This window comes from Xanthomonas sp. NCPPB 2586 (genome assembly GCF_041475775.2).
GTDB classification, from domain to species: domain Bacteria; phylum Pseudomonadota; class Gammaproteobacteria; order Xanthomonadales; family Xanthomonadaceae; genus Xanthomonas; species Xanthomonas campestris.
Map to the genome: position 1 here is coordinate 4330569 of NZ_CM192981.1, position 25507 is coordinate 4356075.

A 25507-nucleotide genomic window follows, 5' to 3' on the forward strand; every position below is an offset into this window, starting at 1 on the left:
CGCGCGCGGACAGCGGCAGCCTGCGCGGTATGCTCGCCGCCTGCCGTCCACTGCACCGGGAGCCACATGCATCGTCGTCATTTCCTGCAAGGTAGCGCCGCCGTGCTCGCGCTCGCGTCCAGCGGTGGTTGGGCGGCAACGCGTACCAGCCGCAACGCCCTGGTGATGCCATCGGCCCCTGGCGTGGCGCCAGCGCCTGCCGCGCAGCCGGTCGGGTTCGCTGCCACGCCGCCGCTGGCGCCGATCCGCGCATCGGTCGATCGCATCATTGCGGTGAATGGCTGCACCCGCCCGTTCCGCGCGCAGGGGCCGCGGATCGAGGCCGAGCGCATCGGCCGCAAGACGGTGGTGCACAACTACGGCCATGGTGGCAGCGGCTGGTCGTTGTCGTGGGGTGCGGCCGAGCACGCCTTGCGGTTGGTGCGCAGCGCCGATGCCGATGTGCGCGAACTGGCAGTGATCGGCTGCGGTGCGATTGGCCTGACCACCGCGCTGGTGGCACAACGCGCCGGCCTGCGCGTGCGCATCTACGCACGCGAGCAGTTGCCGGATGTGCGTTCGTTCTATGCCACCGGCGTTTGGTCGCCCGACTCGCGTGTGTGCACCAGCGCCGAGGCCACCGCGGCGTTTCGCACCCGCTGGGAGGAGATGGCGCGCATCTCGTTCCGGCGCTACCAGACCCTGCTCGGCCTGCCGGGCGAGCCGATCGAATGGCGCGATGGTTATGCCTTGTCGGACGTGCCGTTCGACCAACGCATCGCCTCGCCCGAAGCACACGAGCCGGACTATCCACCGCTGGAACGCGACCTGCTCGGCGACCTGGGGCCGCACTCCGAGCCGGTGGCCGCCGGCGCGCATCCGTTCCCGGTGCCGTTCGTGCGCCGTTACAGCCAGCTCACTTTCAACCTGAGCACCTACGCACGCTTGCTGATGGATGATTTTCTGCTTGCCGGCGGCGAGCTGCACACGCGCAGCTTCGACAGCCCGCGCCAGTTCGCCGACCTGCGCGAGAAGTGCGTGATCAATGCCACCGGCTACGGCGCGCGTGCGTTGCTGGGCGATGAAAGCGTCATTCCAATTCGTGGGCAGACCGCGCGGCTGATCCCGCAACCGGAGGTCACCTATGGGCTGGTGTGGCGCGGCCACAATCTCAACGTGGTGCCGCGTCGCGATGGCATCCTGGTGCAGTCGCAAGGTCCCAACGACTACAACAACGCCGATGGCGCGCCGGACCGCGCTGCATCGGAAGCGGCGGTACGCGAACTGGCGCGTCTGTATGCCTAAGAGCTGCTAACAAAACATAGCGAGCAGTCGTCAGGTGGGTGCGGACAGCGTGGCGTAACTGGAGTGTCCGGGGGTACATGCCGATCCCGCGCAGCGGCCGCGTCCGCTTGGCGGCTGTGTAGTCGTTTTGATCGCTGCTCTTAGCCCTGCAGCGACGCCTGCAGGGCACTGGCCAAGGCCGCATCGCCGCTGACCAGGTCTTCCCAGCGCAGCACCACGCCCTTGCGCTTGCCCTTCTCCACCAGCTTGAGCGTGTCTGGGTCGATGGTCAGCGTGTAGGTCTGCTCGCCGATGCGCAATTCACGGCGCAGAGGTTTATCCAGTGGCGTCATTGCGGTGGTCCGTTGTGCAGGGAACCCTGTTGTAACGCACCGGCGAGCAGGCCGGTGCAGACACCGCGTCGACGCTGCGTTCATTGCCACTGTACGCAGCGTGCTTAGCCTCGGTCGTGACCACTGACGAGGAGGCTTGCATGCCGACATTCTTCTCTGCCAGCGCACTGACCCGCAGTCGCCGTGCCCTATGGCCATTTCCAGCCTTGCAACCCGCGCGCATCTGCAGTGTGCGCATTCGCGCGCTCGGCGTGGCGCCGCTTGCCATGGGAGCACGCCCATGAGCACGCAGCGCTCTGCCCTGTTGATCGTGGACATGTTCAACCGCTTCGATTTCGATGGGGGCGAGCAACTCGCCCATCGCGCGCAGGGCGCCGCGCGCAGCATCGATGCGCTGGCCCAGCGTTACCGGCAGGCACAACGGCCGGTGCTCTACGCCAATGACAATTTCGCCGACTGGCATGCGGACCTTCCGGCGCTGATCGCATTGGCCTCGCAAGTGGATGCGCGTGGCTGCGAGATCGCGCGCCTGCTCACGCCGTATCCGCAGGACTACCAGTTGCTCAAGCCCAAGCACTCAGCGTTCTTGAACACGCCACTGTCGCCGCTGCTGAAGGACCTGCAGGTGGAGCACCTGGTCATCACCGGCGTGGCGCTGGATGTCTGCGTGCTGGCCACCGCCATCGATGCCGCTGCGCATGGGTTCGCTGTGAGCGTGCCGCGCGATTGCGCCACCGCCGAAACCGACGTGCGCGAAACCTGCGCGCGCACGATTCTGCAAGACGGTTTCCACGCGGCGTTGGCGCGCTCTGCGTCGATCGAACCGGCGTGATGCATCGATGCGCTCCATCGCATTGCGCGGACTGAACAGGCCGCCATCGCACCGGGTTCACCGCATGCACCAATCGTCCTAACACTCGGCTGATTAGCGTAGGCACCACGCAACGACATGACCGCAGAGATCCAACGATGACAACGATGCAATCCAGGGAACGCTTGGTGAAGTGGCTGCAGGATGCATACGCCATGGAGAAGGAAGCCGAAACCATGATGAAGGCGATGGCCGCGCGCATCGAGCACTACCCGGAGCTCAAGCATCGCATCGAGCAGCACGTGCAGGAAACCCAGCAACAGAGCGCAGGCGTGCAGCGTTGCCTGGAATTGCTCGACGGCAGCATCCCCACCGCCAAGGGCATGTTGAGCAGTGTGCTCGCCAGCATGCACGCAGCGGGTAACTCACGCAGCGGGTAACTCGATGATGACCGATGAGGTCACCAAGGGCGTGGGTATCAGCTACGCCTTCGAGCATCTGGAAATTGCGTCCTACCGCGCGCTGGTGGTTGCTGCGCGCAGCGCGGGAGAGCAAGAGGTCGCGCAGATCTGCGAAGACATCCTGCAGCAGGAAATCGAGATGGCCGAGTGGTTGATCGAACACCAGGAAGCCATCGTCGTCGCGTTTCTTGAACGCGAACAACTGGAAGGCGTCACCGCCAAGCGTTAGTCCGCCCCATCCCCTTCGTCCACCCAGAAAGGAGCCACTCATGGCGATCAAAACCGTTGAAGAATTGTTTGTCCACGAACTGTCCGACATCTACAGCGCCGAGAAGCAGCTGACCAAGGCATTGCCGCGCCTGGCCCGCGCCGCGACCGAGCCCAAGCTCAAGCAGGCCTTCGAAACGCATCTGGAAGAAACCCAGGGCCAGGTCGAACGTATCGACCAGGTGGTTGAACTGCTCAGCATCAAGCTCAAGCGCATCAAGTGTGCGGCGATGGAAGGCCTGGTCGAAGAGAGCCGTGAGGTTATCGACTCGATCGAAGCCGGCCCGGTGCGCGATGCGGCCCTGATTGGAGGCGCGCAGAAGGTGGAGCATTACGAGATTGCCTCGTACGGCACCATTGCCGCGCTCGCCAAGCAGCTCGGCTATGCCGATGCATTGAAGCTGCTGCTGGAAACGCTGGAAGAAGAAAAAGCCACCGACGAAAAGCTCACCCTGCTCGCCGAACAGGGCGGCAACCAGAAAGCATCCCAGGCCAGCAAGGCGGCCTGATGTTCCGCGCGGGGCGGCCCTGCCCGCCCCGCGTTTCCTGCTGACCCCCAGCAGGTCTCCCTCCGCAAGCCAGCCCCGCGTCCTGTCCGCTCTTGCAGTGGCAGTTGTTGCCTGGCGCCAGTCATGGAGCGAAACCCATGTTCATGCATAACAAGCGTTTGATGTACACCGTCCGCGTTGCCGAGCCGAATCCGGATCTGGCCACGCTGATGCTCGAGCAATTTGGCGGACCGCAAGGCGAGCTGGCTGCGGCCATGCGTTACTTCACCCAGGCGCTGGGCGAGGACGATCCGGGGCGCAAGGATCTGTTGTTCGATATCGCAACCGAAGAATTGAGCCACCTGGAAATCATCGGCTCGATCATTGCGATGCTCAACAAGGGCCCGAAGGCGGTGCTCTCCGAAGGCATGGAAGAAGCCATGGAGATGCGCAACATGACCCAGAACAGCACCAGCCATACGCAGCAGATTCTCTACGGTGGCGGTCCGGCGCTGGTGAATTCGGCCGGCGTGCCGTGGACGGCCGCGTATGTGGATTCCATCGGCTGCCCCACCGCCGACATGCGCTCGAACATCGCAGCCGAGGCACGCGCCAAGCTGGTCTACGAGCGCCTGATCAATGTGACCAACGATCCGGGCATTGTGGATGCACTGCGCTTTTTGATGACGCGTGAAGTGGCGCATCAGAAGTCGTTCGAGAAGGCGCTGTATTCGATCGAACCCAACTTCCCGCCGGGCAAGCTGCCGGGCGACCCGCGCTTCACCGACAAGTACTACAACATGTCGCAGGGCGAAGGCGACATGGTCGGCCCGTGGAATGCCGGCGAGCAGTGGGAAGTCATCGCCGACCGCGAGCAGCAGGCTGCAGTGGATGGCGGCGACGGCCTGGCCACGGTGGCGCTCGATGCCACCCAGACCAAGGCGCTCGATGCGATGTCGCTGCGCCTGCTCTCCAACCCGGAGCTGGACCGCGTCACTGGCGCAGACCTTGGCGCCGGCCCGGGCGCCGGTTCCACGACCGGTGATATCCAGCGCTGATCCCACCGCGCAACCGCGCATGACTGCCCGGGCCGTTCGCGGCCCGGGCGTTTTTGCTCACCGCACGACACAGGAGTTGCCATGAACGACAAGCCGAAACTGGAGACCCACGACGAACGCCAGTCGGCGTACCGCGGCGACGGCGGCGATGCGTCCGTCGACGGCCGTGGCCGGCAGGATCCTTCTGCCGCTGACACCGCTGATGCCGCGCCACCGCAGGACGGCCAGCCGCAAGCCTATTACCCGCGCGGGCATGGCCATGGCGGTGGGCTCGGCGAAGGCGAACCGGACGGCCATGCCGAGCGCGACGGCCAGACCCAGCCCAACTTTGGCCAGAGCGGCACGTATGGCAAGCAGGACCATCAGCAGGCCCAGCAACGTGCCCGCGCAGACAGCGATAGCGATAGCGAAGGCGACGACACCTGACCTCGGTCATGTCGGGACAACATCGCTGCCCACTCGGCATCGTTGTATCGGTTTCACTGAAACACCAAGGGGCGCAGCGCGCCCCTTCTTCATGTGCTCTGCTGCGCGCCCGGTGCGCAGGCGCTCAAGCACGTAACAGCGGCGCCGGGCGTCCTTCCGCTGCCCATTCGGGGCGCACGCCGGCCGCTGCAGCGCAACGCTCCAGGCGCCATGGGCTGAGATGGCGCATTGCCTCATGGCCGCTGAGCTGCAACCACTGCGCAACATCGCCATCGATACACAACGGCCGGTGCGTGGGCATGCTGGACGACGAGGCCACCAGCAACGAGAACCCCATCTGCAGGCGGCCGCCGATATCCATCACATTGCGCAGCCCGGCCGCGTACAGCGCGCGGTTGTCCGGGCTCAACCAGGTGGCCGCCGTGTTGCCATCCACCGAGGCGGTGCACACGAAACCGCATAACGGAATCGCGCAGCGCTGGGTCTCCCAGATGGCCAGATCCACACCGCCCAGCCAGCTTGGCTCCTGCATGTGCAGCGAACGTTGCTGACCCGGCGCGCGGCGGCCGAAGGTGGCACGCTCCTCGCGCTTACCGCCGCGGTCGGCGACCAGAATGTCGGCATCGGCACCCACGCCGACCTCGACCCATGCGTTGCTCGCCACCCTGGCGGACAACTGAAGAATGCGCGTAATCATGACTGCTCCACTGTGCGAATCGCGGTGACACACACAGCTACGCAAATTGCGCGCCAACTATTTGACGACGGCATGCCTGCGCAATGTAGTCATGCCAAGGCCGCCACGACGCCGTCTTCAAAAATTTCTCACATCACGCCGCAAGAACTGCATCGGCGCGCAAGATTTTCCATAACGCAGGCGTATGGAAACGCCTGTGGTGTAGCCAGCGAGCGCATCTGCATCAACGTTTGAAGCTGTGTTGCGAACGCATTTGTACGTGTGCAAGAGATGCGCAGCGCATGCACGCCAATGCGACGGGGCCGTAGTAAACGATCGAGCAGACTCAGGCGATGCATCGCACATTCACCCGCACTGGCTGTCGGCACACAGGCCGACAATCACGCTGATTGGTAGACCGACGCGCTGCATGCGTGCTGAAACAACGTGCACGTGACGCAGCGCAATGACACGCACTGCGCCGCGGCACTGTCCTCGCATTAGTTTTCTTGCTGCCAACGGCGGCCAGGCGCCGTGGAAGGGCAAGACTGCGGGAGCGGCGCACTGCGGCACGTCTGGGCGCAGCATTGGCAACCGCGCCGCACAGCTGCGCTTGCCCCTTTCACCGCCGGCAACGCGGAACAAGACTCGGAACCGCGCCTTCGCCACGCCTGCTGCATTGCTGCCAGCGACGGCCGGTGCAACGCACAGCGTAGGAGCGCGCTTGCGCGCGATGGGACTTACACGCAGCGCCGCCGCCCTGCAGGGACGCGACACCAAACCCGCGTCCCTCCGCCCCAACAACGTGGGGCACCGCCCTCAGTCGTCTACCGACGTCAGCGGCAGCTGGATCTCGCATTCCAATCGCGTGTCGCTGAGCTCGTAGCGGGTCTGCGCGCCGTGGCTGTACGGCAACGCCTTTTCGATCAGGCGCCTGCCGAAACCGCCCGCGTCGGCGCGGTCCGAGCGCAGCTGCAGGCTGGCACCCTCTTCCACCCACGACAACACCAGCCGTGCCGGCGCGTTCTCGCTGGTCTCCACCCGCCAACGGATGGTCAGCGTGCCGGTGTCCACCGCCAGCGCACCGTACTTGCGTGCGTTGGTGGCCAGTTCGTGCAGCGCCAATGCCAGGGTCTGCACGGTGGATTTGCGCAAGGCCACGTCCGGCCCGTCGAGGATGATGCGGCGCTGATCCGGCTCGGCACCGAGCGCATCCAGCTCCATGCGCAACAACGCGCCGATGGTGGCCGGCGCATTCTCTGCCTGCGAGAGCAGCCCCTGCACACGCGAGAGCGCGGCCAGCCGGTCTTCGAACTTGCCGGCGAACTCGTCCATGGTGCCGCTGCTCTGCATGGTCTGCGTCGCCACCGACTGCACCACGGTGATGAGGTTACGGGTGCGGTGCTGCAGCTCGGTCACCAGCACGCGCTGCTCTTCCTGCAGGCGGCGCAGGTTATCCGACTCGGTGGAGGTGCCCAGCCATTCCAGCACATGCCCATCGTCGTTGCGCACCGGCGCGCTGCGGGTATGGAACCAGCGGTAGCCGCGCTCGGCCGCGTTGTAGAGCCGGTGCTCCACATCCAGCCCGCCACTGGCCGGGCAGTCGCGCCAGGCATCCATGGTGAGTTCGCGATCGTCCGGGTGCACCGCTTCCAGCCAACCCAGCTCGCGGCTTTCCTGATCGGTCTGGCCGGTGTAGGCCGACCATTGCGGGCTGGACCAGGTCCAGCGGCCGCCATCGAGCGAGCGCCACACCAGCTGCGGAATACCCTCCATCAAGGTGCGCAGGCGCTGCTCGCTACCGCGCAGCGCATCTTCGGCACGGGTCAGCGGGGTGACATCCATGAAGGTGATCACCGCCCCGCCGATGAAGTTGTCCACCGTGCGGTACGGCAGCACACGCACCATGTAGCGTGCGCGCGTGGTGGGGTTTTCCACCTCGCGGTCGAGCACCGCCAGCGTGCGGATCACCCGGCGCACATCGTCCTGCAATTCCTCGTAGGCCACGCGCATCTTGATGTGGCTGATCGGGCGATGGATATCGCTTTCCACCAGCGGCACGATGTCGGTGACCGCCGGGGTGAAGTTGGTCACGCGCAGTTCGTTGTCCAGAAACACCGTGGCGATCTGGGTGCTTTCCAGCAGGTTCTTCAGATCGCTGTTGGCATGCGCCAGCTCCTGCACGCGATGCGCCAGCTCACCGTTGACGGTGGTGACTTCCTCGTTGACCGACTGCAGCTCTTCCTTGGAGGTCTCCAGCTCTTCGTTGGCGCTTTGCAGCTCTTCGTTGAGCGACTGGTACTCCTCGTTGGAGGACTTGAGCTCCTCGTTGGTGCTCTCCAGCTCCTCGATCATCGCCTGCAAGCGTTCGCGGGTGATACGCAGCTCGTTCTCCAGCACCTGCACGTGCTCGTTGTCGGAGGCAGGCGCGCGTGCGGCCGGTTCGGCCAGCTCGCGCGATTCCACTTCCTGGAACAGCACCACATAGCCACGCGGCACCTCCGAATCGGAGGTGGGCTCAACGAAGATGTCCACCGCCCAGGTGGCCCCGTCACCACGCATCTGGATGCCCTTGACCTGCACCGGCGCATTCTCCGACTCTGCCCGGCTCAACGCCCCGCGCAGTTCCAGGCGCAGGTCGCGGTGCACCAGGTTGAGCAGGTTGAGGCTGGGCGGGCCGCTGCCGGGGCGCACAAAGCGCCCGGCCTGCGAGGAGAAATGCATCACATCGAAGTGCTCGTCCAACACCGCGTACGCAGGCGCGTAGCGGTCGGCGATGCGCTCGCCCGCACGCACCAGCGCCTGGCTGGACGAGCGCAAGCGCTGCACCGGCGCCGGCACCTTGCCCGGGCGCGCCGGCGGCAATGACGGAAAGGTGGAATGCAGCCGCGTCTCGGCGTCGATCTTCTGGAACACGCGGAAGCTGCGCTCCACCGGTGCAAACAACTTGGCATGGCGCGAGACGTTTTCCGCATTGCCCAGGAACAGGTAGCCGCCCGGCTTCAATGCAAAATGGAACAGCGGGATCACCCGGTTCTGCAGTTCGGCATCCAGATAGATCAGCAAGTTGCGGCACGACACCAGATCCAGCCGCGAGAACGGCGGGTCCTTGACGATGCTGTGCTGGGAGAACACGCACAGCTCGCGCAACTCCTTGCTCACCGCGTAGGTGTCGCCTTCCTTGGTGAACCAGCGCTTGAGGCGCTCCGGCGCCACTTCGCCCACGATGCTGGACGAATAGCGCCCCACGCGTGCGGTGGCCAGCGCGCGGCCATCGATATCGCTGGCGAAGATCTGGATCTGCGGCACCGACTCCAGCGTCTCGGCATGTTCGCGCAGCAGCATCGCCAGCGAATACGCCTCTTCCCCGGTGGAACACCCCAGCACCCAGACGCGCAGGTTGTCGCCATTCTGCTTGCCCTGGAATAGCCGCGGAATCACCTGCTGCTCCAGGAACTCGAACTCGCGGCGGTCGCGGAAGAACTGGGTCACCCCGATGAGCAAATCGTTGAACAGCAGCAGCGGCTCGTCCTGGCGGCTGCGCAGTACATCCAGGTAGTGGTCCAGGGTATCGACCTGCACCACCTGCATGCGTCGCTGCACGCGGCGCAGGAAGGTGGCGCGCTTGTAGCCGTGGAAATCGTGCCCGGTGGTGTTGCGCAGGATACCGGCGACCTGACTGAGCTGATTGCTCTCCGCGCCGCTGCGCACGCCTTCCGGCACGGCATGCGCAACACCGTGATGCCGTTGCATGTGCGCGGAGATGCGTGCGGCCACGCGCGGCAGCGGCAGGATATCGTCGGACACCGCGGCCGGGCTGCTGGCGCTATGTAGATCCAGCCCGTGCAGGGACGCATCGTCCACCACCAGCGCCAGCCCACCGCATTCCTTGATCGCCGCCGTGCCCAACGTACCGTCACCATCCACGCGGCCCATGATCAGGCCGATGACGTTGCCATCCTGGTCGTGCGCCATCGAGACGAAGAAGCTGTCGATCAGGCCATGGTCGCTTTCGCCATCCAGCGGCCGCAGACGCAGGCGGCCTTCTTCCAGCGTGACCAGGGTATCGGCAGGCGGCAGATAGAAGCGGCCTGGCTGCAAGCGGTCGCCGTCACACGGCGCCACCAACTGCTGGGATTGGGGGCCAAGCAGGTCGCGCAGCCGCGCTTCATCCAGCAGCGCACGGTCGCGCAGCAGCAGCATCACCGCCAGGTTGGCCCCGTTGCCGATGGTCTCCAGCAGCTCGGCCAGCCGCGTGGCATCCAGCCCGGTGGCGCCCACGCCCAGAATAAAAAGGGAGGAATGCACAGCGGCGTCGCTGTGGACGTCGCTGCGGAGGGAGGTGTCGGTCATGAGAGTCGCATCAGCCAGCGACAACTGGCCGCCATAGAACGTAGATGATCGCGCAAACCGGCATCGCCTGCCATGACACCCCGCTTCCGGCCGCTGCATGTGCAGGTCTGACGCGCCCGCTTACGCATACCGTTAACCGACGTTGCGTACATCATGCGCTGCGCGACTCTCTACACCTTAGCGTCTTACCGGAGTCATCCCATGCACGACAGCCCCTTGCGCGGCCGCCGCATCCTGGTGGTCGAAGACGATTATTTGCTGGCCGAATCGCTCAACGATCTATTGGCCGAGGCCGGTGCCAAGGTGGTGGGGCCGGTGGGTAACGTGCCCGAAGCACTGTCATTGGTGACATCGGGGATCGGCATCGATGGCGCCCTGCTGGATGTCAACGTGCGCGGCCAGGCGGTGTTCCCGGTGGCCGATGCGTTGCTGGCGCGTGGCGTGCCGTTTTCGTTCTGCTCCGGCTACGACCGCTACACGCTGCCGCCGCGGTATGCGCATCTGTCGTACTGCATGAAGCCCTACAACCCGCGCACCATCACTACGTTACTCAGCCGCCAGCAGGCGCCCGTCGAACATCACTGATCGGCCGTATCCGGCGCGGTTTCTGGGGGCGGCTGCAGCGCGCGTTCTTCTTCGCCCAGCTGATTGAGCAGCTCCACCGCGGACTGGTGCGCGGTGCGCAGGGTGTCCAGCGGTTTGGAAGGGGTTTCGGCGCGCAGCGAATACAGCGCGAAGCCCATCACATTGAGCCGGTTACGCAACTGATGCATGAGCTCGCGGCGACGCAGGTGGGCCGCATCGCTCACGCGTTGTCCTTGTCGCTCAGGCGGTTGTGCAGGGTGCGCACGCTGATACCGAGTTCGCGCGCAGCCGCCTTCTTGTTGTAGCGGGTGCGTGCCAGCGCCGCTTCGATCATGGCGTCTTCGGCCTGGCGCATGGTCCAGCCGGCCGGAATCAGCAGCCCGTCTTCGTCGGCCTGCGGCACGGTCTGCTCCACCTCGGGTGCGACGAGCAGGTCGCCATCGGTGCGCAGGTACAGGTAACGGATGAACGAGCGCAGCTCGCGCACGTTACCCGGCCAGGTGTGGTGGGCCAGATAGCGCAACAGCGATTTGGTGGGCAACTTGCGCTTGCCGTATGTGGCGTTGAGCTCGTCGATCACGCGCAGGCCGAGCAGGCGCGCATCGCCACGGCGCTCGCGCAAGGGCGGCACCTGGATCGGGTATTCGTTGAGGCGATAGAACAGGTCCTCACGCAGCACCGCCTGGTCGCGCTGCACGCGCTGGTGGGTGGCGGCCACGACGCGTGCATTCAACGGGATCTCCTCGCTGCCGCCCACGCGCATGAAGGTGCGCGACTCGATCGCCCGCAGCAGGTACACCTGCAGGCGCATCGGCATCTCGCCGATTTCATCCAGGAACAGCGTGCCGTCGGCCGCCTGTTCCAAAAAGCCCGCATGGCGGCGGTCGGCACCGGTGAAGCTGCCGCGCTCGTGGCCGAACAGCTGGCTGGCCAGCAGTTCTTCCGGGATCGCGCCGCAGTTGACCGGCACAAAGCGCCCGCGGCGCCCGGACACGCGGTGGATGGCGCGCGCCACCAGGTCCTTGCCGGTGCCGGTTTCGCCGGTCACCAACACGTTCAGATCGGTCGGCGCCACGCGCACGATGTCCTTGCGCAACGCCACGATGCTGTCGCTGTTGCCGACGATGCCCAGGTTGCCCTGCTGCGCCTCACGCAGCCCGCCCAGCACCCGCTCCAGACGCTCGGGGGCGAATGGCTTGGTGAGGAACTCGCTGACACCGAACTGATGCGCACGGCCTTGGGTCTCGCGCGCGTAGTCGCCGGACACCACCACGATCTGCGGAGTGTGGTCCGGGTCGAGCCGCTCGATCAGGTCGAAGCCGCTGCCGTCGGGCAGGCCGACGTCGACCACCAGCAGATCGGGGAAGTTGCTGTCCAGCCAATGGCTGGCTTCGCCAAGCGAATGCATCCCCTTGGCGCGGAAGCCGCTATCGGTGGCCAACTCCACCACCTGATCGCAGAACTCCACGTCGTCGTCGATGATGGCGCAGGAAAGACGGTCCATAGGCGCTTCTGTCCGCAATGACTAGTACATGTTCGGTTGAAAATTGTGACGACGGCGCGAAGATCGCAGCCTGTCATCCCCCGGTCCTTCACCCGCTGACAGCGGAACCATCCCACGCTTGCCCCGGTTGCGGCTAGAGCTCGCCACACCGCCTTCGGACGTTCGCCGGCCACAGCGGGTTCTACCAGTGCCAAGCGTCATGGTCCGGCCCGGTCGGCGTGCCAATCCCGCACACGCGCCAAGTACTGCAAAGGGTTGGGCCTGCGCGACCGCGAGAAGCTGCGGCCGGTGGCACGGAGCCATGGATCAGCTCGGTTGATTCAGAACGAAGCGGCAAGGATGCCAGCGGAGTCAGCGGCAGCCAATGCATCGTGACGCATCGGACTGAACCCTTCATGGGCTCCCGCCCGGGCGACTGACTTACCCACAAATTACGCACCGCGTGTCAGCACCATGTGTAGAAACTGCTCACGTGCACCTGCGCGCAAGCTGCCAACACTGAGGCGACACAGGTGATGAGGTGTCCCATGAATGCACTCTCGGCGCAGCCACGCACTGCGCATCCGCGTGCAGATGTGCAGGCGGAACTGGCCCACTGGCGTGCCGAGCACCGCCGTGGCGAGCTTGGCTATTACCCGTTCGACGGCATCCCGGAGGCAACCATCCGCGCGGTCTGCGATGCCTGGAATGCGCATCCCCAGCTGACCGACCAGCAGGCCATTGCCGCCGTGCGCGACGCGTTGTGCCTGACGCCGGGCTCGATGAACGCGGTTCTGGCGGACTGGCTGGCCCCGCGCTGCCTGCGCCATCTGCGTCGTGGTTGAACCCGCGGCGCGACAGCGCCCGGCAGCGCGCGAACGCCGATCTGTGCAGCCGATCACGGTCGCGCCCGGCCAGGGCGCGGACCCTGTTCGTGTAGTGCCGCGTCAACGCGGCGTACCCGCGCACCGGGTGGGTGTGATGCCGGCTGCGGTGCCCGCTGCGCTCGGCCGGCATGCCTGCTCGCGGCGTGCGGCCTGTGCCGGCGTCGCAGACATCAGCGCCGCCGGTACGCCTGGCATGCGTACGCCTGCTCAGCCCGCCCTCTAGGGAGATGTCTGTGGACGCGTTGCTGCTCTCTCGCATCCAGTTTGCGTTCGTGATTTCGTTCCATGTGCTGTTCCCCGCCTTCACGATCGGGCTGGCCAGCCTGTTGGGGTTTCTGGAATGGCGCTGGTTGCGCAGCCACGACGACGTGTGGAAGCGCCTGTATTTCTTCTGGCTGCGGATCTTCGCGGTGGCGTTCGGCATGGGCGTGGTCAGCGGCATCGTGATGGCGTTCCAGTTCGGCGCCAACTGGCCGGAGCTGAGCCGCATCGCTGGCGGGGTGATCGGCCCGCTGCTCAGCTATGAAGTGCTCACCGCGTTCTTTCTGGAGGCCAGCTTCCTCGGCGTGATGTTGTTTGGCTGGGGGCGCGTGTCCGAGCGGCTGCACTTTTTCGCCACCTGCATGGTGGCCCTGGGCACGTTGGTGTCCACCTTCTGGATCCTCTCGTCCAACAGCTGGCTGCACACCCCGCGCGGCTTCAGCATGGTCAACGGCGTGGTGCATCCGGTGGACTGGCTGCAGATCATCTTCAACCCGTCGTTCCCGTACCGGCTCACCCATATGGCGCTGGGCTCGTTCATCACCACCTGCTTCGTGGTGGGCGGCGTGGGCGCGTACTACCTGCGCAAGCGCAAGCATGTGGACGCGGCGGCGCTGATGCTGCGGCTGGCGGTGGCGTTTGCCGCCATCGTATTGCCGATCCAGGTGTTGGTGGGCGACCAGCACGGGCTCAACACGCTGGAACACCAGCCGATGAAGGTGGCGGCGATGGAAGCGCACTGGCACAGCGATGGCGACGGCAATGGCGTGCCGCTGGTGGTGTTCGGCGTGCCCAATGCCGAGGCCGAGCGCAACGATTACGAAGTGGCGATCCCGCGGCTGGGCAGCCTGATCCTGACCCATTCGCTGGATGGCGAAATCGCCCCGCTCACTTCGGTGCCGCGCGAGGAGCGCCCGCCGGTGGCGCCGGTGTTCTTCGCATTCCGCATCATGGTGGGCCTGGGCATGGCCATGCTGCTGCTGGCCTGGATCTCGGCCATCGCGTGGTGGCGCGGGCGGCTGCACGCGCGCCCGCTGATCATTGCCTGGAACCTCATGTTACCGGCCGGCTTCATTGCGCTGGTGGCCGGGTGGTTCGTCACCGAGATCGGCCGCCAACCGTATGTGGTGTACGGGCTGCTACGCACGGCCGATGCGATGGGCCCGCAATCGACCGCGATGGTGGCGGTGTCACTGGCGGTCTACGTGGCCGGCTATGCCTTCGTCTTCGGCTGGGGTATCTGGTATTTGGCCAAGCTGATCCGCACCGGCCCGCAACCGCGCGGCGATGGCCCGGACGTGGCCAGCGGCGAACACACGCCTGCGCGGCCGTTGTCGGCGGCCGATGAATCCCTGGAACAGGAGCACGCGCCATGGACCTGAGTTACTGGCTGCCGGTGGTGTGGTTCGGCGTGATCGGCTTTGGCGTGCTGATGTACGTGGTGCTGGACGGCTTCGTGCTGGGGCTGGGCATGCTGGCACCGTTCGCCCGCGACGAGCAGGAAGTGGACCTGATGATGAACACCGCCGCGCCCATCTGGGACGGCAACGAGACCTGGCTGGTGCTTGGCGGGGCCGGCCTGTTTGCCGCGTTCCCTACCGCCTATGCAGTGATCCTCTCCGGGCTGTATCTACCGGTGCTGTTGATGGTGATGGCGCTGGTGTTTCGCGGCGTGGCGTTTGAATTCCGTTTCAAAGCACACCGCTCGCGGCGGCTGTGGACGCTGTCGTTCATTGGCGGCTCGATGCTCACTGCCTTTGCGCAAGGCATCATCCTGGGCGCACTGGTGGAAGGTATGGCGTTGGACAACGGCCGCTACGTCGGCGGTGTGTTCGGCTGGTTCAGCCCGTTCACCATTCTCACCGGTGCAGCGCTGGTGTTCGGTTACGCACTGCTCGGCAGCACCTGGTTGATCCTCAAGACCGATGGACGCACCCACGAGCTGGCGCGCCAGCTCACCCGCCCGCTGGTGGGCGTGGTGGTGGCCTTCATGGTGCTGGTGAGCGCGTGGCTGCCGTTCTTGAGTTCGCACGTGATGGCGCGCTGGTTCGAGCACGGCAACTTCTGGTGGCTGTCGCCGATCCCGGTGATCACCGCGGTGGTGGCGATGCTGCTGTGGCGCGCCGGCAACACCTCGCGCAACCATGCCTCGCCGTTCCTGTTGACCCTGGCCATCTTCGTGCTGGGCTTCATCGGCCTGGTGCTGGGCATGTGGCCGTACCTGGTGCCGCCGAGCTACACCATCTGGCAGGCGGCGGCGCCACCGTCATCGCAGATCTTCCCGATGGTGGGCTTGATCGTGCTGCTGCCGCTGGTGCTGGGCTATACCGCGTGGTCGTACCGGGTGTTCCGCGGCAAGATCGCTGCGGATGTGGGCTACCACCATCATTGATGCTGAAGTGCGCGTTGCGTTTCCCGCCACATGAAAAAACGCCCGCAAGATGCGGGCGTTGTTATCTGCACCGATGCGCGGCGGTCAACTCCGCTCGGAGCCGTCCGGACGTTCGTAGTCGTGCTCCGGGTCGGCCTTGTTGACGTCACGGTCTTCATCGGGCATGTCGTGCTCCTTCCATTTGACGTCCTCGTTGCGCCGCTCCTGTGGCGTGAACGGCTTCTTCTGGTCGTCTTCCGGACCCCACGGTTTTTTTGGTTCGGTCCCCATATGCACTCCGCTCTGGACACAGTTTTGTTGTGGTCAACGCTAGGCACGCGCGCATTGCCGAAGAGTGAAGGCGCAGCAGCGTTGCGTGAAGGCAGCGCCCCTCAGCCACCGGTCTGGGAATGCGGTGCGGCCACCGGCTTGGATTGCGGCGAGTCCTTCTGCCGCAACCAGATGGTCAGCACCACCAACGAGAACACCGCCAGGAATTCGCTCTGCCAGTTCTGCATCGACTCGAACCAGAACGCCGCATCGGTGAAGTGCTGCAGCAAACTGATCGGCGGCAGGCCCTGCTGCGTGCGCTCGGCCAGCTCCAGCCGCCAGCTTCCCAGCAGATGCAGCACAAAGCTCAGCAGGAACAGCACACCGAAGGCGATGGCCAGCGAGTGCTCGTACAGGCGCAACCACAGGCCACCTTTACGCACCGGCCACGGGGTGCGGCCCGGCGCAATCTCGCTCGTTTCTTCATCAGGATCGAGCGGCCGCGATTCGGCCGAGCCCACCTGGCGCAGCTTGACGGTGAGCAGCACATACATGCCCATCTGCAGAAATTCGCTTTCCCAGTTTTCAAACAACGCAGAGATGAAGTGCCCGCTGCGCAGATACTGGCCCAGCGTCAGGGTTGCCTGGCCCAACTGTGCCAGTTCCTCGTTATAGGCATGCAACCCCGCATACACCTGTGCGGCGATAAACAGCAGCGTCAGCCCAAGCAGACACAACGACAAACCATGACGACGAAAGATCATCTGCACGCTCCTCTGATGCCGAAAGTATTCGAGCAAGCACAGCAAAAACGCATGAATACTGCGTGGTGAGCCGACGCAATCAGCAGCGAGTGAGTGCCGCGCGGCGGTGTGCGTAGCCAACACACATCGCGGCGACATCGCCTATGCCCGATGTTTACTTCTGCGTGGCCACACTGACCGTCCAGCTTCCTTCCCCGTCAGGAGATCACCATGCCCGTGCCCAACTACCCGCGCCCGCCATTCAAGCCGCAGCAACAGGGGTTCCCCGGCAAGACTGACAAGATGGACCCGCGCCCGGATCACGGCGAAGACAGCTACGTGGGCCACGGGCAACTGAAAGGCAAGCGCGCGTTGATCACCGGTGGCGACAGCGGCATTGGCGCTGCCGTGGCCATCGCTTACGCACGCGAAGGCGCGGATGTGGCCATCGCCTTCCTGCCGGATGAGCAGGAAGACGCATCACGCATCGGTGCGTTGATCGAAAAAGCCGGCGTGCGCGCACTGCTGGTGGGCTGCGACATCAGCGACCCCAACCAGGCTGCGTCCTTGATCGACAAGGTCAACAGCGAGTTCGGCGGGCTGGACATCCTGGTCAACAACGCCGGCTACCAGAAGTACTTCGAAAACTTCGAAGAAATCACCCTGGACGAGTGGCGCAAGACCTTCGATACCAATGTGCACGCAGTGTTCAACCTGGTGCGCTTGTCGGTGCCGTTGATGAAGGACGGCGGTTCCATCATCAACACCGCTTCGGTGCAATCTAAAAAGCCCACGCCGAACATCCTTCCCTATGGCGCAACCAAGGGTGCGCTGGCCAATCTCACCATCGGGTTGGCCGGCGTGTTGGCCGAAAAGCAGATCCGCGTCAATGCGGTGCTGCCGGGCCCGATCTGGACACCGTTCATTCCCGCCGGCATGGACGAAGACTCGGTGGAAAGCTTCGGCTCGCAAACGCCGATGGGCCGCCCCGGCCAACCGGTGGAGCTTGCATCGGCCTACGTGATGCTGGCCTCCGATACCGCCAGCTACACCTCCGGCACCTTGCTCACCATCTCCGGTGGCGCGGTCACGCTCTGACCAACACAGCGTATCCGCGTTCTACAACGCCACTCACTCGAGTGGCGTTTTTGTTTGAGCATCACTGCAGATGCGCGCACATCAGACACTGCATCTGGCAGCCACGTCCGTGCGTGATTTTCCGGTCAAGGCCGCACTCGCGCTGCGCATACTTGCTGTTGCGTTTCTTCTAACGGCGCGATCCATACCGTAGACACCACTGGATCGTGATGCATGACCTCTTCCGCGTTTCCACTTCTTGCCGCAGGCACCACGCGGCGGTGAAGCAGTGCGCCTTGGGAATCAGGGCCATCACACATGCGCACCCGGACGTGCGATCCGGCGCAGCACGCGCCACTGGCTAGCTCGCGCGCCCGCGCCCCCACAAGGCCCACAGCAATGAGAATCCTGGTCACCGGCGGTACCGGCTACATCGGCTCCCACACTTGCGTTGAATTGGCGCGGCGTGGGCATGAGATCTGCATCGTCGACAATCTGAGTAATTCATCCGAGCGCGTGCTCGACCACCTGGCCCATCTGATTGGCGCGCGCCCGGCATTTCATTGCATGGACGTGCGTGCGCCCGAGCTCGCCGAGCTGATGCAGCGCGAGCGGATCGAGGCGGTGATCCACTTCGCCGCGCTCAAGGCGGTGGGTGAATCGGTGCGCGAGCCGCTGCGCTACTTCAACAACAATGTCACCGGCACGCTGGCGCTGCTGCGCGCGATGCGCACTGCGGGGGTGGCCAACCTGGTGTTCAGTTCGTCCGCCACCGTGTACGGCGACGAGAACACCAGCCCGATCGAGGAACACGCGCCGTTGAAGGCGATCAACCCGTACGGGCGCACCAAGCTGATGATGGAAGAAATGATCGGCGACCTGAGCGCGGCCTGGCCGCAATTCAACGCCGCGCTGCTGCGCTACTTCAACCCGGTGGGCGCGCATCCCAGCGGATATCTTGGCGAAGATCCGCGTGGCGTGCCGAACAATCTGATGCCGTACATCGCCCAGGTGGCAGTGGGCCGCCGCGATGCGCTGCAGGTGTTCGGCGACGACTACCCCACCCCTGACGGCACCGGCGTGCGCGACTATCTGCACGTGATGGATCTGGCGCGCGCGCATGTGGATGCCATCGAGTATCTGCACCACGAGCGCCAGGGGCTGGTGGTCAACCTGGGCACCGGCCGGGGCCACAGCGTGCTCGAAGTTGCCGCCGCATTCGAGCGGGCCAGCGGGCGGCGCATTCCGCTGCAGTTTGCCCCGCGCCGCGATGGCGACGTGGCGGTGTATTACGCCAGCACCGCGCTGGCCAATCGCCTGCTCGGCTGGAAGGCGCAGTACGACCTGGAGCGCATGTGTGCCGATACCTGGCGCTGGCAGTCGCTGCATCCGGAAGGCTATGCGCAATCGCGCCTGGTGCGCCCACGCGCCACCGCGCCGATGGGCGAACGCGTGGCGCCGCTGCGCAAGCTGCTGCCCGGCAGCGATGGCCGCCGCCGTCACGAGCCCGCACGTGCCTTGCTGCCCGCACACGGGCATTCCGGCGCCTGAGGCGCCATTCCCCTTCCCCCGATCGAGGACCTTGCATGAGTTGGGCTGGACACTTTCAATACGACATCGGCAAGAGCCGCCGTGCCGTGCCATCGGCGACCACACCGCAGTTCGATGCCACACGCCCGACCCTGCTGTGCCTGTCGCACCTGCGCTGGAGTTTTGTCTACCAGCGCCCGCAACATCTGATGTCGCGCTTTGCGCAAGACGCCAACCTGCTGTTCTGGGAAGAACCCATCGCCTGCGACGAGCCCGAGCCCTGGCTGCAGGTGCGTGGCGAAGAAGGCGGCGTGCAGGTACTGGTGCCGCGGCTGCCGACCGGCTGCGACGGCGACGCCGCCACGCAGGTGCAGCGCCAGTTGCTGGACGGCTACCTGGCCGAGCTGGGCGTGCGCGATCTGGTGCTGTGGTACTACACGCCGATGAGCCTGCGCTTCAGCGATCACCTGCAGGCACGCACGGTGGTCTACGACTGCATGGACGAGTTATCCGCCTTCCGTGGCGCGCCGCCGGAGCTGGTGCAGCGCGAACGCGAGCTGTTGCAGCGCGCCGATGTGGTGTTCACCGGCGGCTACAGCATCTGGGAAGCCAAGCGCGCCCTGCACGCCAATGCGCACCCGTTCCCGAGCAGCGTAGACGTGGCGCATTTCGCCGCTGCGCGCACTGCGCAGGACGACCCACCGGATCAGGCCGACATCCCGCACCCGCGCCTGGGCTTCTACGGCGTGATCGACGAGCGTTTCGATGTGGCGTTGCTGGGTGAGATCGCCGCGCGGCGCCCGCAGTGGCAGTTCGTGATGATCGGCCCGGTGGTCAAGATCGACCCGGCCGAGCTGCCGCGCGCCAACAACATCCACTACCTGGGCGGCAAGACCTACGACGAACTCCCCGGCTATCTCTCCGGCTGGGACGTGGCATTGATGCCGTTCGCCTTGAATGCCTCCACGCGCTACATCAGCCCGACCAAGACGCCCGAATACCTGGCGGGCGGCTGCCCGGTGGTGTCCACGCCCATCCACGATGTAGTGCGCACCTACGGCGATACCGATGTAGTGCACATCGCCGAGACCCCATCTGCATTCATCGCCGCCTGCGAGGCCGCGTTGCAGGACAGCGCCAACCGCGACCAGCTGCTGGAACGCGCCGACGCGGTGCTGGGAGATATGTCCTGGGATCACACCTACGATTTGATGAAGGAGAAGATCACATGGACACCCTGAAGGCTTCCGGCGGCGCACCGCTGGCCACCGAGCGCAGCGGCGGCAGCCGCCGGCGTGGTTTCGATTACCTGATTGTCGGCGCCGGCTTTGCCGGCAGCGTGCTGGCCGAACGCCTGGCCGCCGGCCTGGGCAAGCGCGTGCTGGTGGTCGACCGCCGCCCGCACATCGGCGGCAACGCCTACGACTTCCACGACGATGCGGGCGTGCTGATCCATCGCTATGGGCCGCACATCTTCCACACCAATGCGCAGCGCATCGTGGACTACCTGTCCAACTTCACCGAGTGGCGGCCGTACGAACACCGCGTGCTGGCGCAGGTGGGCGAGCAGCAGGTACCGATCCCGATCAACATGACCACCTTGAACGCACTCTACGGCCTGCAGCTGCGCACCGAAGAAGAAGCCGCCGCCTTCCTGGCCAGCCGCGCCGAACCGGTGGCCGAGATCCGTACCAGCGAAGACGTGGTGATCAACCAGGTGGGCCGCGAACTGTACGAGACCTTCTTCCGTGGCTATACGCGCAAGCAGTGGGGGCTGGATCCCTCGCAGCTGGACAAGTCGGTGACCTCGCGCGTGCCCACCCGCACCAACGACGACGACCGCTACTTCACCGACACCTTCCAGCAGATGCCACTGCACGGCTACACGCGCATGTTCGAACGCATGCTCGACCACCCCAACATCAAGGTCATGCTCAACACCGACTACCGCGAGATCCGCGACGAGCTCGACTACCACCAGCTGGTGTACTGCGGGCCCATCGACGAGTACTTCGACTATTGCTACGGCAAGCTGCCGTATCGCTCGTTGAAGTTCGAACACAGCACCGTGGATCAGGAGCAGTTTCAGGCAGTGGCCACGGTTAACTACCCCGCCGAGGAGGTCGCCTACACCCGCATCACCGAGTACAAGCACCTCACCGGCCAGCAGCACCCCAAGACCAGCATCACCCACGAGTATCCGTCTGCCGAGGGCGACCCGTACTACCCTATTCCGCGTGCGGAAAACGCCGAGCTGTACCGGCGTTACGAGCGGCTTGCCGCGGAAACGCCTAACGTCACCTTCCTTGGGCGGCTGGGCACCTACAAGTACTACAACATGGACCAGGTGGTGGGGCAGGCGCTGGCCTTGTACAAGCGCATCGAAGATGCCGAGCACAAGCGCCGCGCCGAACTCGCCGCATGAGGCATGACCGCGCTAGCCGGCAGCCATGTGCTGCCAGCCACTGGTTTGACGATGCGACGTGGCTCCGGCGCGCGTCGTGCAGCAGGATGTGAGATGCATACCCCCACAGTGTTCGACAGTTTTTTCATGGCCGGTTTCGAGTGCTCGACCCATCGCCGCCGCGATGGCCGCCGGCTCGATCTGATTGCCGGCACCCGGCACGACCGCTGGGCGGCCAACGACTACCGCGCGGTGGCCGCGCATGGCTTGCGCACCGTACGCGACGGGCTGCGCTGGCATCTGATCGAGCAGCGGCCCGGCCATTACGATTGGTCCAGTTTCCTGCCGATGCTGCATGCCGCGCAGGCCACCGGCACCCAGGTGATCTGGGACCTGTGCCATTACGGGTGGCCGGATGACGTGGATATCTGGCGCCCGCAATTCGTAGAGCGCTTTGCGCGTTTCAGCGCCGCGGTGGCGCAGTGCGTCAAGAACGAAACCGACGCGGTGCCGGTGTACGCACCGCTCAACGAGATTTCGTACTGGGCCTGGGCCGGTGGCGATCAGGGCCGCATGCATCCACTGGCGCGCGGGCGTGGCTTCGAGCTCAAGCACCAACTGGTGCGCGCGAGCATCGCCGCGATCGAGGCGGTGCGCAGCGTGGAGCCGCGCGCGCGCTTCGTGCAGGTGGACCCGGCGATCCATGTGGCCGCGTCCAACGACCGCCCCGGGCCACGGCGCGAAGCCGAACGTCTGCGGCAGGCGCAGTTCGAAGCCTGGGACATGCTGTGCGGCACGCAATGGCCGGGCCTGGGCGGCGCGCCGCAGTATCTGGACATGATTGGCGTGAACTACTACTCCAACAATCAGTGGTATCTGGGCGGGGCCACCATCGCGGCAGATTCGCCTGACTACCGCCCGTTCTCGGAGATGCTTGGCGAGATCTGGCAGCGCTATCAGCGCCCGATCGTGGTGGCAGAAACCGGCGCCGAAGGCGACCACCGCGCCCGCTGGCTCGATCACGTGGGCGGCGAAGTGGCGCTGGCGCTGCAGCGCGGTGTGGCGATGGAAGGGCTGTGCCTGTATCCGGTGCTCGACTACCCCGGTTGGGAGAACAACCGTCACTGCCCCACCGGCCTGCTCGGCTACGCCGATGCGGCCGGCGAGCGCGAGGTGCATGCCCAACTGGCCGCGCAGCTGCGCCACGAACAGGTGCGCTTCGGGTTCTCCGCACCACAGTTTGCCCTGGACGACATCGCCACATGAGTACCGCCGCTGCGCAATCGGAGTTGCTGCCGGCCAGGCCGGCACGTTTTCTGTGGCACTACATCTGCCAACGTCCGTGGCACTTCGGTGGGCTGCTGGTGTTGATCATTGGCGCCGCCGGCTGCGCGGTCGCGGTGCAGTACGGCATGAAGCTGCTGGTGGATGCCATGTCCACCGATCAGCGCATCCAGGCCGATGTGTGGACGCCGCTGGGCCTGTTCATCGGGTTGATTGCGGTGGAAAACCTGTTCTGGCGGCTGGGTGGCTGGCTGGGCTGCCGCACCGTGGTGGCCAGCGTAGTGGATATCCGGGTGGACCTATTCCGCCATCTCACCGGCCACCCGATGCGCTATTTCACCGAGCATTTTGCCGGTGCGCTGGGCAACCGCATCACCGCCTTGGGCACCGCGGCCGGGCAGATCTATGGCGGCCTGGCGTGGAAGATCCTGCCGCCCATCGTCGACTTCATCGGCGCCATCATGGTGTTGTTCACCGTGGACTGGCGCATGGCCGCCACCTTGATTGGGTTTGTGGCGGTGGTGGCCGCGATCATCACCGGCTTCGGCATCCGCGGCCGTGCCAAGCACCAGCGCTTTGCCGCGCAGGCCGCACGCGTGGGCGGCGAGCTGGTGGATGCGGTGTCCAACGTGTGGACGATCAAGGCCTTTGCTGCACGCGACCGCGAGAGCGCACGCCTGGCGCAGGAAATCGGCCACGAGGCGGTCGCGCACCGGCGCAGCTGGATGTATGTGGAAAAGGCCCGCGTCATCCACGACATCTGCCTGTCGATCATGGCGGGCGGCATGCTGATCTGGGCGATCAGCGCCTGGCGCGGCGGCGCGGTGAGTGCCGGCGATGTGGTGCTGGTCAGCGCCTTGACGTTCCGCATCCTGCACGGCTCGCGCGACCTGGCATTGACCCTGGTCGACACCACGCAGCAGCTGGGCGCCATCGCCGATACCTTGCAGATCATCCTGCAGCCGCACGCCCTGCCCGATGCCGATGCACCACTGGCGCTGGCCGAAGGCGACGTGCGTTTTGAAGGCGTGCGCTTTGCCTACCCGGACCGCCCTGCGGTGATCGAGGCACTGGACCTGCACATTCCTGCCGGGCAGAAGGTGGGCATCGTTGGCCCATCCGGCGCCGGCAAGTCCACGCTGATCGCCTTGATCCAGCGGCTGGACGATGTGGAATCGGGCCGCGTGTTGATCGACGGCCAGGACATCCGCAGCGTGAGCCAGAACAGTCTGCGCGACCGCATTGCCGTGGTGCCGCAGGAAACCGCGCTATTCAACCGCAGCATCGCCGACAACATCCGCTACGGCCGCCCGGAAGCCAGCGATGCCGAGGTCCACACCGCGGCACGGCACGCCTTCTGCGATGGCTTCATCCGCGACCTGCCGCAGGGCTACAACACGCTGGTTGGCGAGCGCGGCGTGATGCTGTCGGGCGGCCAGCGGCAACGCCTGGGCATTGCGCGTGCGTTCCTCAAGGATGCGCCGATCCTGATCCTGGACGAAGCCACCTCCGCGCTGGACACCGAATCCGAGGCAGAGATCCAGTCCGCACTGGACCACCTGATGCGCGGCCGCACGGTGCTGGCGGTGGCCCACCGCTTGTCCACGGTGATCGGCTTCGACCGCATCGTGGTGCTGCAGGACGGGCGCATCGTCGAAGACGGCAGCCCGGCCGAACTACGCGGACGCGGCGGCGTGTTCGACAGCCTATGGCAACGCCAGGCGGCGGGCTTCGAACAGCCGGTGGCGGAGGATGCGTGAGGGGCGGTATGGCTGCGCGCAGGATTGCGTTGCTGAGCTTTGCGGGGCTTGAAGTAGACCTGCGTTTTTGAGAAACGTGGCAGCAGCGCAAGCCTACTTCCGGGGCGTGGCGCTCGGTACACGCAGACACAGTTGGATCACTCAGCGAGACGAAGCGGCCTCAGTTAAGACGAGGCGGCACAGGCAGGATGCGAATGCGAAACGTTGCCCTGCCATCTCCGCCTTCGGGCAGCTACTCAAACATCAGCGAGTGCTGCTCGTAGCCCACCAGGGGACTGAGCGACGAGGGGGCCATGAAGAATTGATGCCGCGTCGGCTCGGACAGAGCTTCCGCGATTTAATGCGCGCAGCTGCCAGCTACGGGGCGCGCTGCCTGCGCTTTGGGTCGGTCCAGGTATCTGACGACACCACGCTAAGCCACCATCAGAATCACAACAGCGCAGCAAATCGTCACGCAGCCAAGCACAGGGCGAGTGCCGGTATGCGGCAATCTCTCATGACTTTGGTGGTCGAACGAACACGAGGATGTAAAAGGGGAAACAAGCACCTTCGTAGCTTGTGGTACCTACGCACGTGCAGTGATCTGGATGCAATCGATGCCCTCGAATGCGATCTGCCTACGCGAAAAGAACAAGGGCGACCGTGGCCGCCCTTGCTTCCCATCACTTCCACTACTGATCAACTCAGCAGGCACCC

22 protein-coding genes, 1 other RNA gene and 1 pseudogene are annotated in these 25507 nt (G+C 65.2%); 16 read left to right on the plus strand and 8 right to left on the minus strand.

The annotated features are described in order from the left end of the window. Positions 1 to 66: 66 nt before the first annotated feature. Positions 67 to 1284 carry an FAD-dependent oxidoreductase gene (locus ACCQ09_RS19005; protein ID WP_040941882.1) on the plus strand — a complete coding sequence of 406 codons (1218 nt, stop codon included), beginning with the start codon at positions 67 to 69 and terminating at the stop codon, positions 1282 to 1284. A gap of 4 nt (positions 1285 to 1288) precedes the next feature. Here the strand turns inward: ACCQ09_RS19005 and ACCQ09_RS19010 are convergent. Then, a non-coding RNA gene (locus ACCQ09_RS19010) (sX9 sRNA) lies at positions 1289 to 1363 on the minus strand. 61 nt (positions 1364 to 1424) lie between these two features. Beyond that, positions 1425 to 1616 (minus strand): hypothetical protein, encoded by a 192-nt coding sequence (locus ACCQ09_RS19015; RefSeq protein WP_014506459.1) that lies wholly within the window; start codon positions 1614 to 1616, stop codon positions 1425 to 1427. 280 nt (positions 1617 to 1896) lie between these two features. Here ACCQ09_RS19015 and ACCQ09_RS19020 point away from each other — a divergent pair, with 280 nt between their 5' ends. From ACCQ09_RS19020 to ACCQ09_RS19040, 5 genes and pseudogenes are all read left to right on the plus strand, one after another. Further along, a complete protein-coding gene (locus ACCQ09_RS19020) occupies positions 1897 to 2448 on the plus strand; it encodes a cysteine hydrolase family protein (protein WP_011038763.1) in 552 nt (183 codons plus the stop codon). A 137-nt stretch (positions 2449 to 2585) separates the two neighbouring features. Next, positions 2586 to 3117 (plus strand): annotated as a pseudogene (locus tag ACCQ09_RS19025) (ferritin-like domain-containing protein). Between the two features lie 40 nt (positions 3118 to 3157). After that, positions 3158 to 3664 carry a YciE/YciF ferroxidase family protein gene (locus tag ACCQ09_RS19030; RefSeq protein WP_011038765.1) on the plus strand — a complete coding sequence of 169 codons (507 nt, stop codon included), beginning with the start codon at positions 3158 to 3160 and terminating at the stop codon, positions 3662 to 3664. A gap of 137 nt (positions 3665 to 3801) precedes the next feature. Continuing rightward, positions 3802 to 4701: a manganese catalase family protein gene (locus ACCQ09_RS19035; RefSeq protein ID WP_012439362.1), complete on the plus strand. Its 900-nt coding sequence runs from the start codon at positions 3802 to 3804 to the stop codon at positions 4699 to 4701. 81 nt (positions 4702 to 4782) lie between these two features. Beyond that, complete coding sequence (locus ACCQ09_RS19040; RefSeq protein ID WP_075286212.1) at positions 4783 to 5127, plus strand: hypothetical protein; 345 nt, start codon at positions 4783 to 4785, stop codon at positions 5125 to 5127. A 124-nt stretch (positions 5128 to 5251) separates the two neighbouring features. Here ACCQ09_RS19040 and ACCQ09_RS19045 read toward each other — a convergent pair whose 3' ends face one another. Beyond that, positions 5252 to 5824, minus strand: a complete 573-nt coding sequence (locus ACCQ09_RS19045; protein WP_040941885.1) for a hypothetical protein — start codon at positions 5822 to 5824, stop codon at positions 5252 to 5254. Positions 5825 to 6622: 798 nt separating this feature from the next. Then, positions 6623 to 10156, minus strand: coding sequence for a CheR family methyltransferase (locus tag ACCQ09_RS19050; RefSeq protein WP_228428367.1), 3534 nt, complete (start codon positions 10154 to 10156; stop codon positions 6623 to 6625). A 201-nt stretch (positions 10157 to 10357) separates the two neighbouring features. Between ACCQ09_RS19050 and ACCQ09_RS19055 the strand changes: the two genes are divergently transcribed. Further along, positions 10358 to 10741: a response regulator gene (locus ACCQ09_RS19055; protein ID WP_076039846.1), complete on the plus strand. Its 384-nt coding sequence runs from the start codon at positions 10358 to 10360 to the stop codon at positions 10739 to 10741. Here ACCQ09_RS19055 and ACCQ09_RS19060 read toward each other — a convergent pair. Further along, entirely contained in the window at positions 10735 to 10929 is a 195-nt protein-coding gene (locus ACCQ09_RS19060; RefSeq protein ID WP_267129996.1) for a hypothetical protein, read from the minus strand. The two genes, ACCQ09_RS19055 and ACCQ09_RS19060, sit on opposite strands and share 7 nt — an antisense overlap. A 32-nt stretch (positions 10930 to 10961) precedes the next feature. Next, positions 10962 to 12245, minus strand: a complete 1284-nt coding sequence (locus ACCQ09_RS19065; protein WP_014506450.1) for a sigma-54-dependent transcriptional regulator — start codon at positions 12243 to 12245, stop codon at positions 10962 to 10964. Between the two features lie 527 nt (positions 12246 to 12772). Here ACCQ09_RS19065 and ACCQ09_RS19070 point away from each other — a divergent pair. The 3 genes from ACCQ09_RS19070 (at position 12773) to cydB (ending at position 15764) form a co-directional block, all read left to right on the plus strand. Further along, on the plus strand, positions 12773 to 13069 hold the full coding sequence (locus tag ACCQ09_RS19070) for a hypothetical protein (protein ID WP_016945154.1): 297 nt from the start codon (positions 12773 to 12775) through the stop codon (positions 13067 to 13069). A gap of 275 nt (positions 13070 to 13344) precedes the next feature. Next, complete coding sequence (locus ACCQ09_RS19075; protein WP_228428365.1) at positions 13345 to 14754, plus strand: cytochrome ubiquinol oxidase subunit I; 1410 nt, start codon at positions 13345 to 13347, stop codon at positions 14752 to 14754. Continuing rightward, on the plus strand, positions 14745 to 15764 hold the full coding sequence (gene cydB, locus ACCQ09_RS19080) for a cytochrome d ubiquinol oxidase subunit II (RefSeq protein WP_012439370.1): 1020 nt from the start codon (positions 14745 to 14747) through the stop codon (positions 15762 to 15764). The genes ACCQ09_RS19075 and cydB overlap by 10 nt, the downstream gene beginning before the upstream one ends. An 84-nt stretch (positions 15765 to 15848) precedes the next feature. Here cydB and ACCQ09_RS19085 read toward each other — a convergent pair whose 3' ends face one another. Next, positions 15849 to 16034, minus strand: coding sequence for a hypothetical protein (locus tag ACCQ09_RS19085; protein WP_228428364.1), 186 nt, complete (start codon positions 16032 to 16034; stop codon positions 15849 to 15851). Positions 16035 to 16135: 101 nt separating this feature from the next. Further along, the gene (locus ACCQ09_RS19090; RefSeq protein ID WP_012439372.1) at positions 16136 to 16777 is read right to left on the minus strand and encodes a DUF6766 family protein; all 642 of its coding nucleotides are present in this window, start codon (positions 16775 to 16777) and stop codon (positions 16136 to 16138) included. Positions 16778 to 16987: 210 nt separating this feature from the next. Between ACCQ09_RS19090 and ACCQ09_RS19095 the strand changes: the two genes are divergently transcribed. From ACCQ09_RS19095 to ACCQ09_RS19120, 6 genes are all read left to right on the plus strand, one after another. Beyond that, the gene (locus tag ACCQ09_RS19095; RefSeq protein ID WP_040941893.1) at positions 16988 to 17854 is read left to right on the plus strand and encodes a glucose 1-dehydrogenase; all 867 of its coding nucleotides are present in this window, start codon (positions 16988 to 16990) and stop codon (positions 17852 to 17854) included. Positions 17855 to 18232: 378 nt separating this feature from the next. Then, entirely contained in the window at positions 18233 to 19384 is a 1152-nt protein-coding gene (galE, locus tag ACCQ09_RS19100) for a UDP-glucose 4-epimerase GalE (protein WP_040941894.1), read from the plus strand. A 35-nt stretch (positions 19385 to 19419) separates the two neighbouring features. Next, positions 19420 to 20604, plus strand: a complete 1185-nt coding sequence (locus tag ACCQ09_RS19105) for a glycosyltransferase family 1 protein (RefSeq protein WP_228428363.1) — start codon at positions 19420 to 19422, stop codon at positions 20602 to 20604. Continuing rightward, positions 20592 to 21788: a UDP-galactopyranose mutase gene (gene glf, locus ACCQ09_RS19110; RefSeq protein ID WP_227971940.1), complete on the plus strand. Its 1197-nt coding sequence runs from the start codon at positions 20592 to 20594 to the stop codon at positions 21786 to 21788. Before ACCQ09_RS19105 ends, glf begins: the two co-directional genes overlap by 13 nt. Before the next feature lie 93 nt (positions 21789 to 21881). After that, positions 21882 to 23033, plus strand: a complete 1152-nt coding sequence (locus tag ACCQ09_RS19115) for a glycoside hydrolase family 1 protein (RefSeq protein WP_075286217.1) — start codon at positions 21882 to 21884, stop codon at positions 23031 to 23033. Beyond that, positions 23030 to 24811: an ABC transporter ATP-binding protein gene (locus ACCQ09_RS19120; RefSeq protein WP_228428362.1), complete on the plus strand. Its 1782-nt coding sequence runs from the start codon at positions 23030 to 23032 to the stop codon at positions 24809 to 24811. Before ACCQ09_RS19115 ends, ACCQ09_RS19120 begins: the two co-directional genes overlap by 4 nt. Positions 24812 to 25507: the final 696 nt, after the last annotated feature.

Coding starts and splice junctions, on each gene's coding strand:
- ACCQ09_RS19015 (WP_014506459.1), bottom strand. CDS start 1,616: ATGACGCCACTGGATAAACCTCTGCGCCGTGAATTGCGCATCGGCGAG.
- ACCQ09_RS19030 (WP_011038765.1), top strand. CDS start 3,158: ATGGCGATCAAAACCGTTGAAGAATTGTTTGTCCACGAACTGTCCGAC.
- ACCQ09_RS19120 (WP_228428362.1), top strand. CDS start 23,030: ATGAGTACCGCCGCTGCGCAATCGGAGTTGCTGCCGGCCAGGCCGGCA.
- ACCQ09_RS19035 (WP_012439362.1), top strand. CDS start 3,802: ATGTTCATGCATAACAAGCGTTTGATGTACACCGTCCGCGTTGCCGAG.
- ACCQ09_RS19070 (WP_016945154.1), top strand. CDS start 12,773: ATGAATGCACTCTCGGCGCAGCCACGCACTGCGCATCCGCGTGCAGAT.
- ACCQ09_RS19060 (WP_267129996.1), bottom strand. CDS start 10,929: ATGCATCAGTTGCGTAACCGGCTCAATGTGATGGGCTTCGCGCTGTAT.
- ACCQ09_RS19020 (WP_011038763.1), top strand. CDS start 1,897: ATGAGCACGCAGCGCTCTGCCCTGTTGATCGTGGACATGTTCAACCGC.
- ACCQ09_RS19095 (WP_040941893.1), top strand. CDS start 16,988: ATGCCCGTGCCCAACTACCCGCGCCCGCCATTCAAGCCGCAGCAACAG.
- galE (WP_040941894.1), top strand. CDS start 18,233: ATGAGAATCCTGGTCACCGGCGGTACCGGCTACATCGGCTCCCACACT.
- glf (WP_227971940.1), top strand. CDS start 20,592: ATGGACACCCTGAAGGCTTCCGGCGGCGCACCGCTGGCCACCGAGCGC.
- ACCQ09_RS19050 (WP_228428367.1), bottom strand. CDS start 10,156: ATGACCGACACCTCCCTCCGCAGCGACGTCCACAGCGACGCCGCTGTG.
- ACCQ09_RS19105 (WP_228428363.1), top strand. CDS start 19,420: ATGAGTTGGGCTGGACACTTTCAATACGACATCGGCAAGAGCCGCCGT.
- ACCQ09_RS19115 (WP_075286217.1), top strand. CDS start 21,882: ATGCATACCCCCACAGTGTTCGACAGTTTTTTCATGGCCGGTTTCGAG.
- cydB (WP_012439370.1), top strand. CDS start 14,745: ATGGACCTGAGTTACTGGCTGCCGGTGGTGTGGTTCGGCGTGATCGGC.
- ACCQ09_RS19065 (WP_014506450.1), bottom strand. CDS start 12,245: ATGGACCGTCTTTCCTGCGCCATCATCGACGACGACGTGGAGTTCTGC.
- ACCQ09_RS19085 (WP_228428364.1), bottom strand. CDS start 16,034: ATGGGGACCGAACCAAAAAAACCGTGGGGTCCGGAAGACGACCAGAAG.
- ACCQ09_RS19055 (WP_076039846.1), top strand. CDS start 10,358: ATGCACGACAGCCCCTTGCGCGGCCGCCGCATCCTGGTGGTCGAAGAC.
- ACCQ09_RS19090 (WP_012439372.1), bottom strand. CDS start 16,777: ATGATCTTTCGTCGTCATGGTTTGTCGTTGTGTCTGCTTGGGCTGACG.
- ACCQ09_RS19040 (WP_075286212.1), top strand. CDS start 4,783: ATGAACGACAAGCCGAAACTGGAGACCCACGACGAACGCCAGTCGGCG.
- ACCQ09_RS19005 (WP_040941882.1), top strand. CDS start 67: ATGCATCGTCGTCATTTCCTGCAAGGTAGCGCCGCCGTGCTCGCGCTC.
- ACCQ09_RS19045 (WP_040941885.1), bottom strand. CDS start 5,824: ATGATTACGCGCATTCTTCAGTTGTCCGCCAGGGTGGCGAGCAACGCA.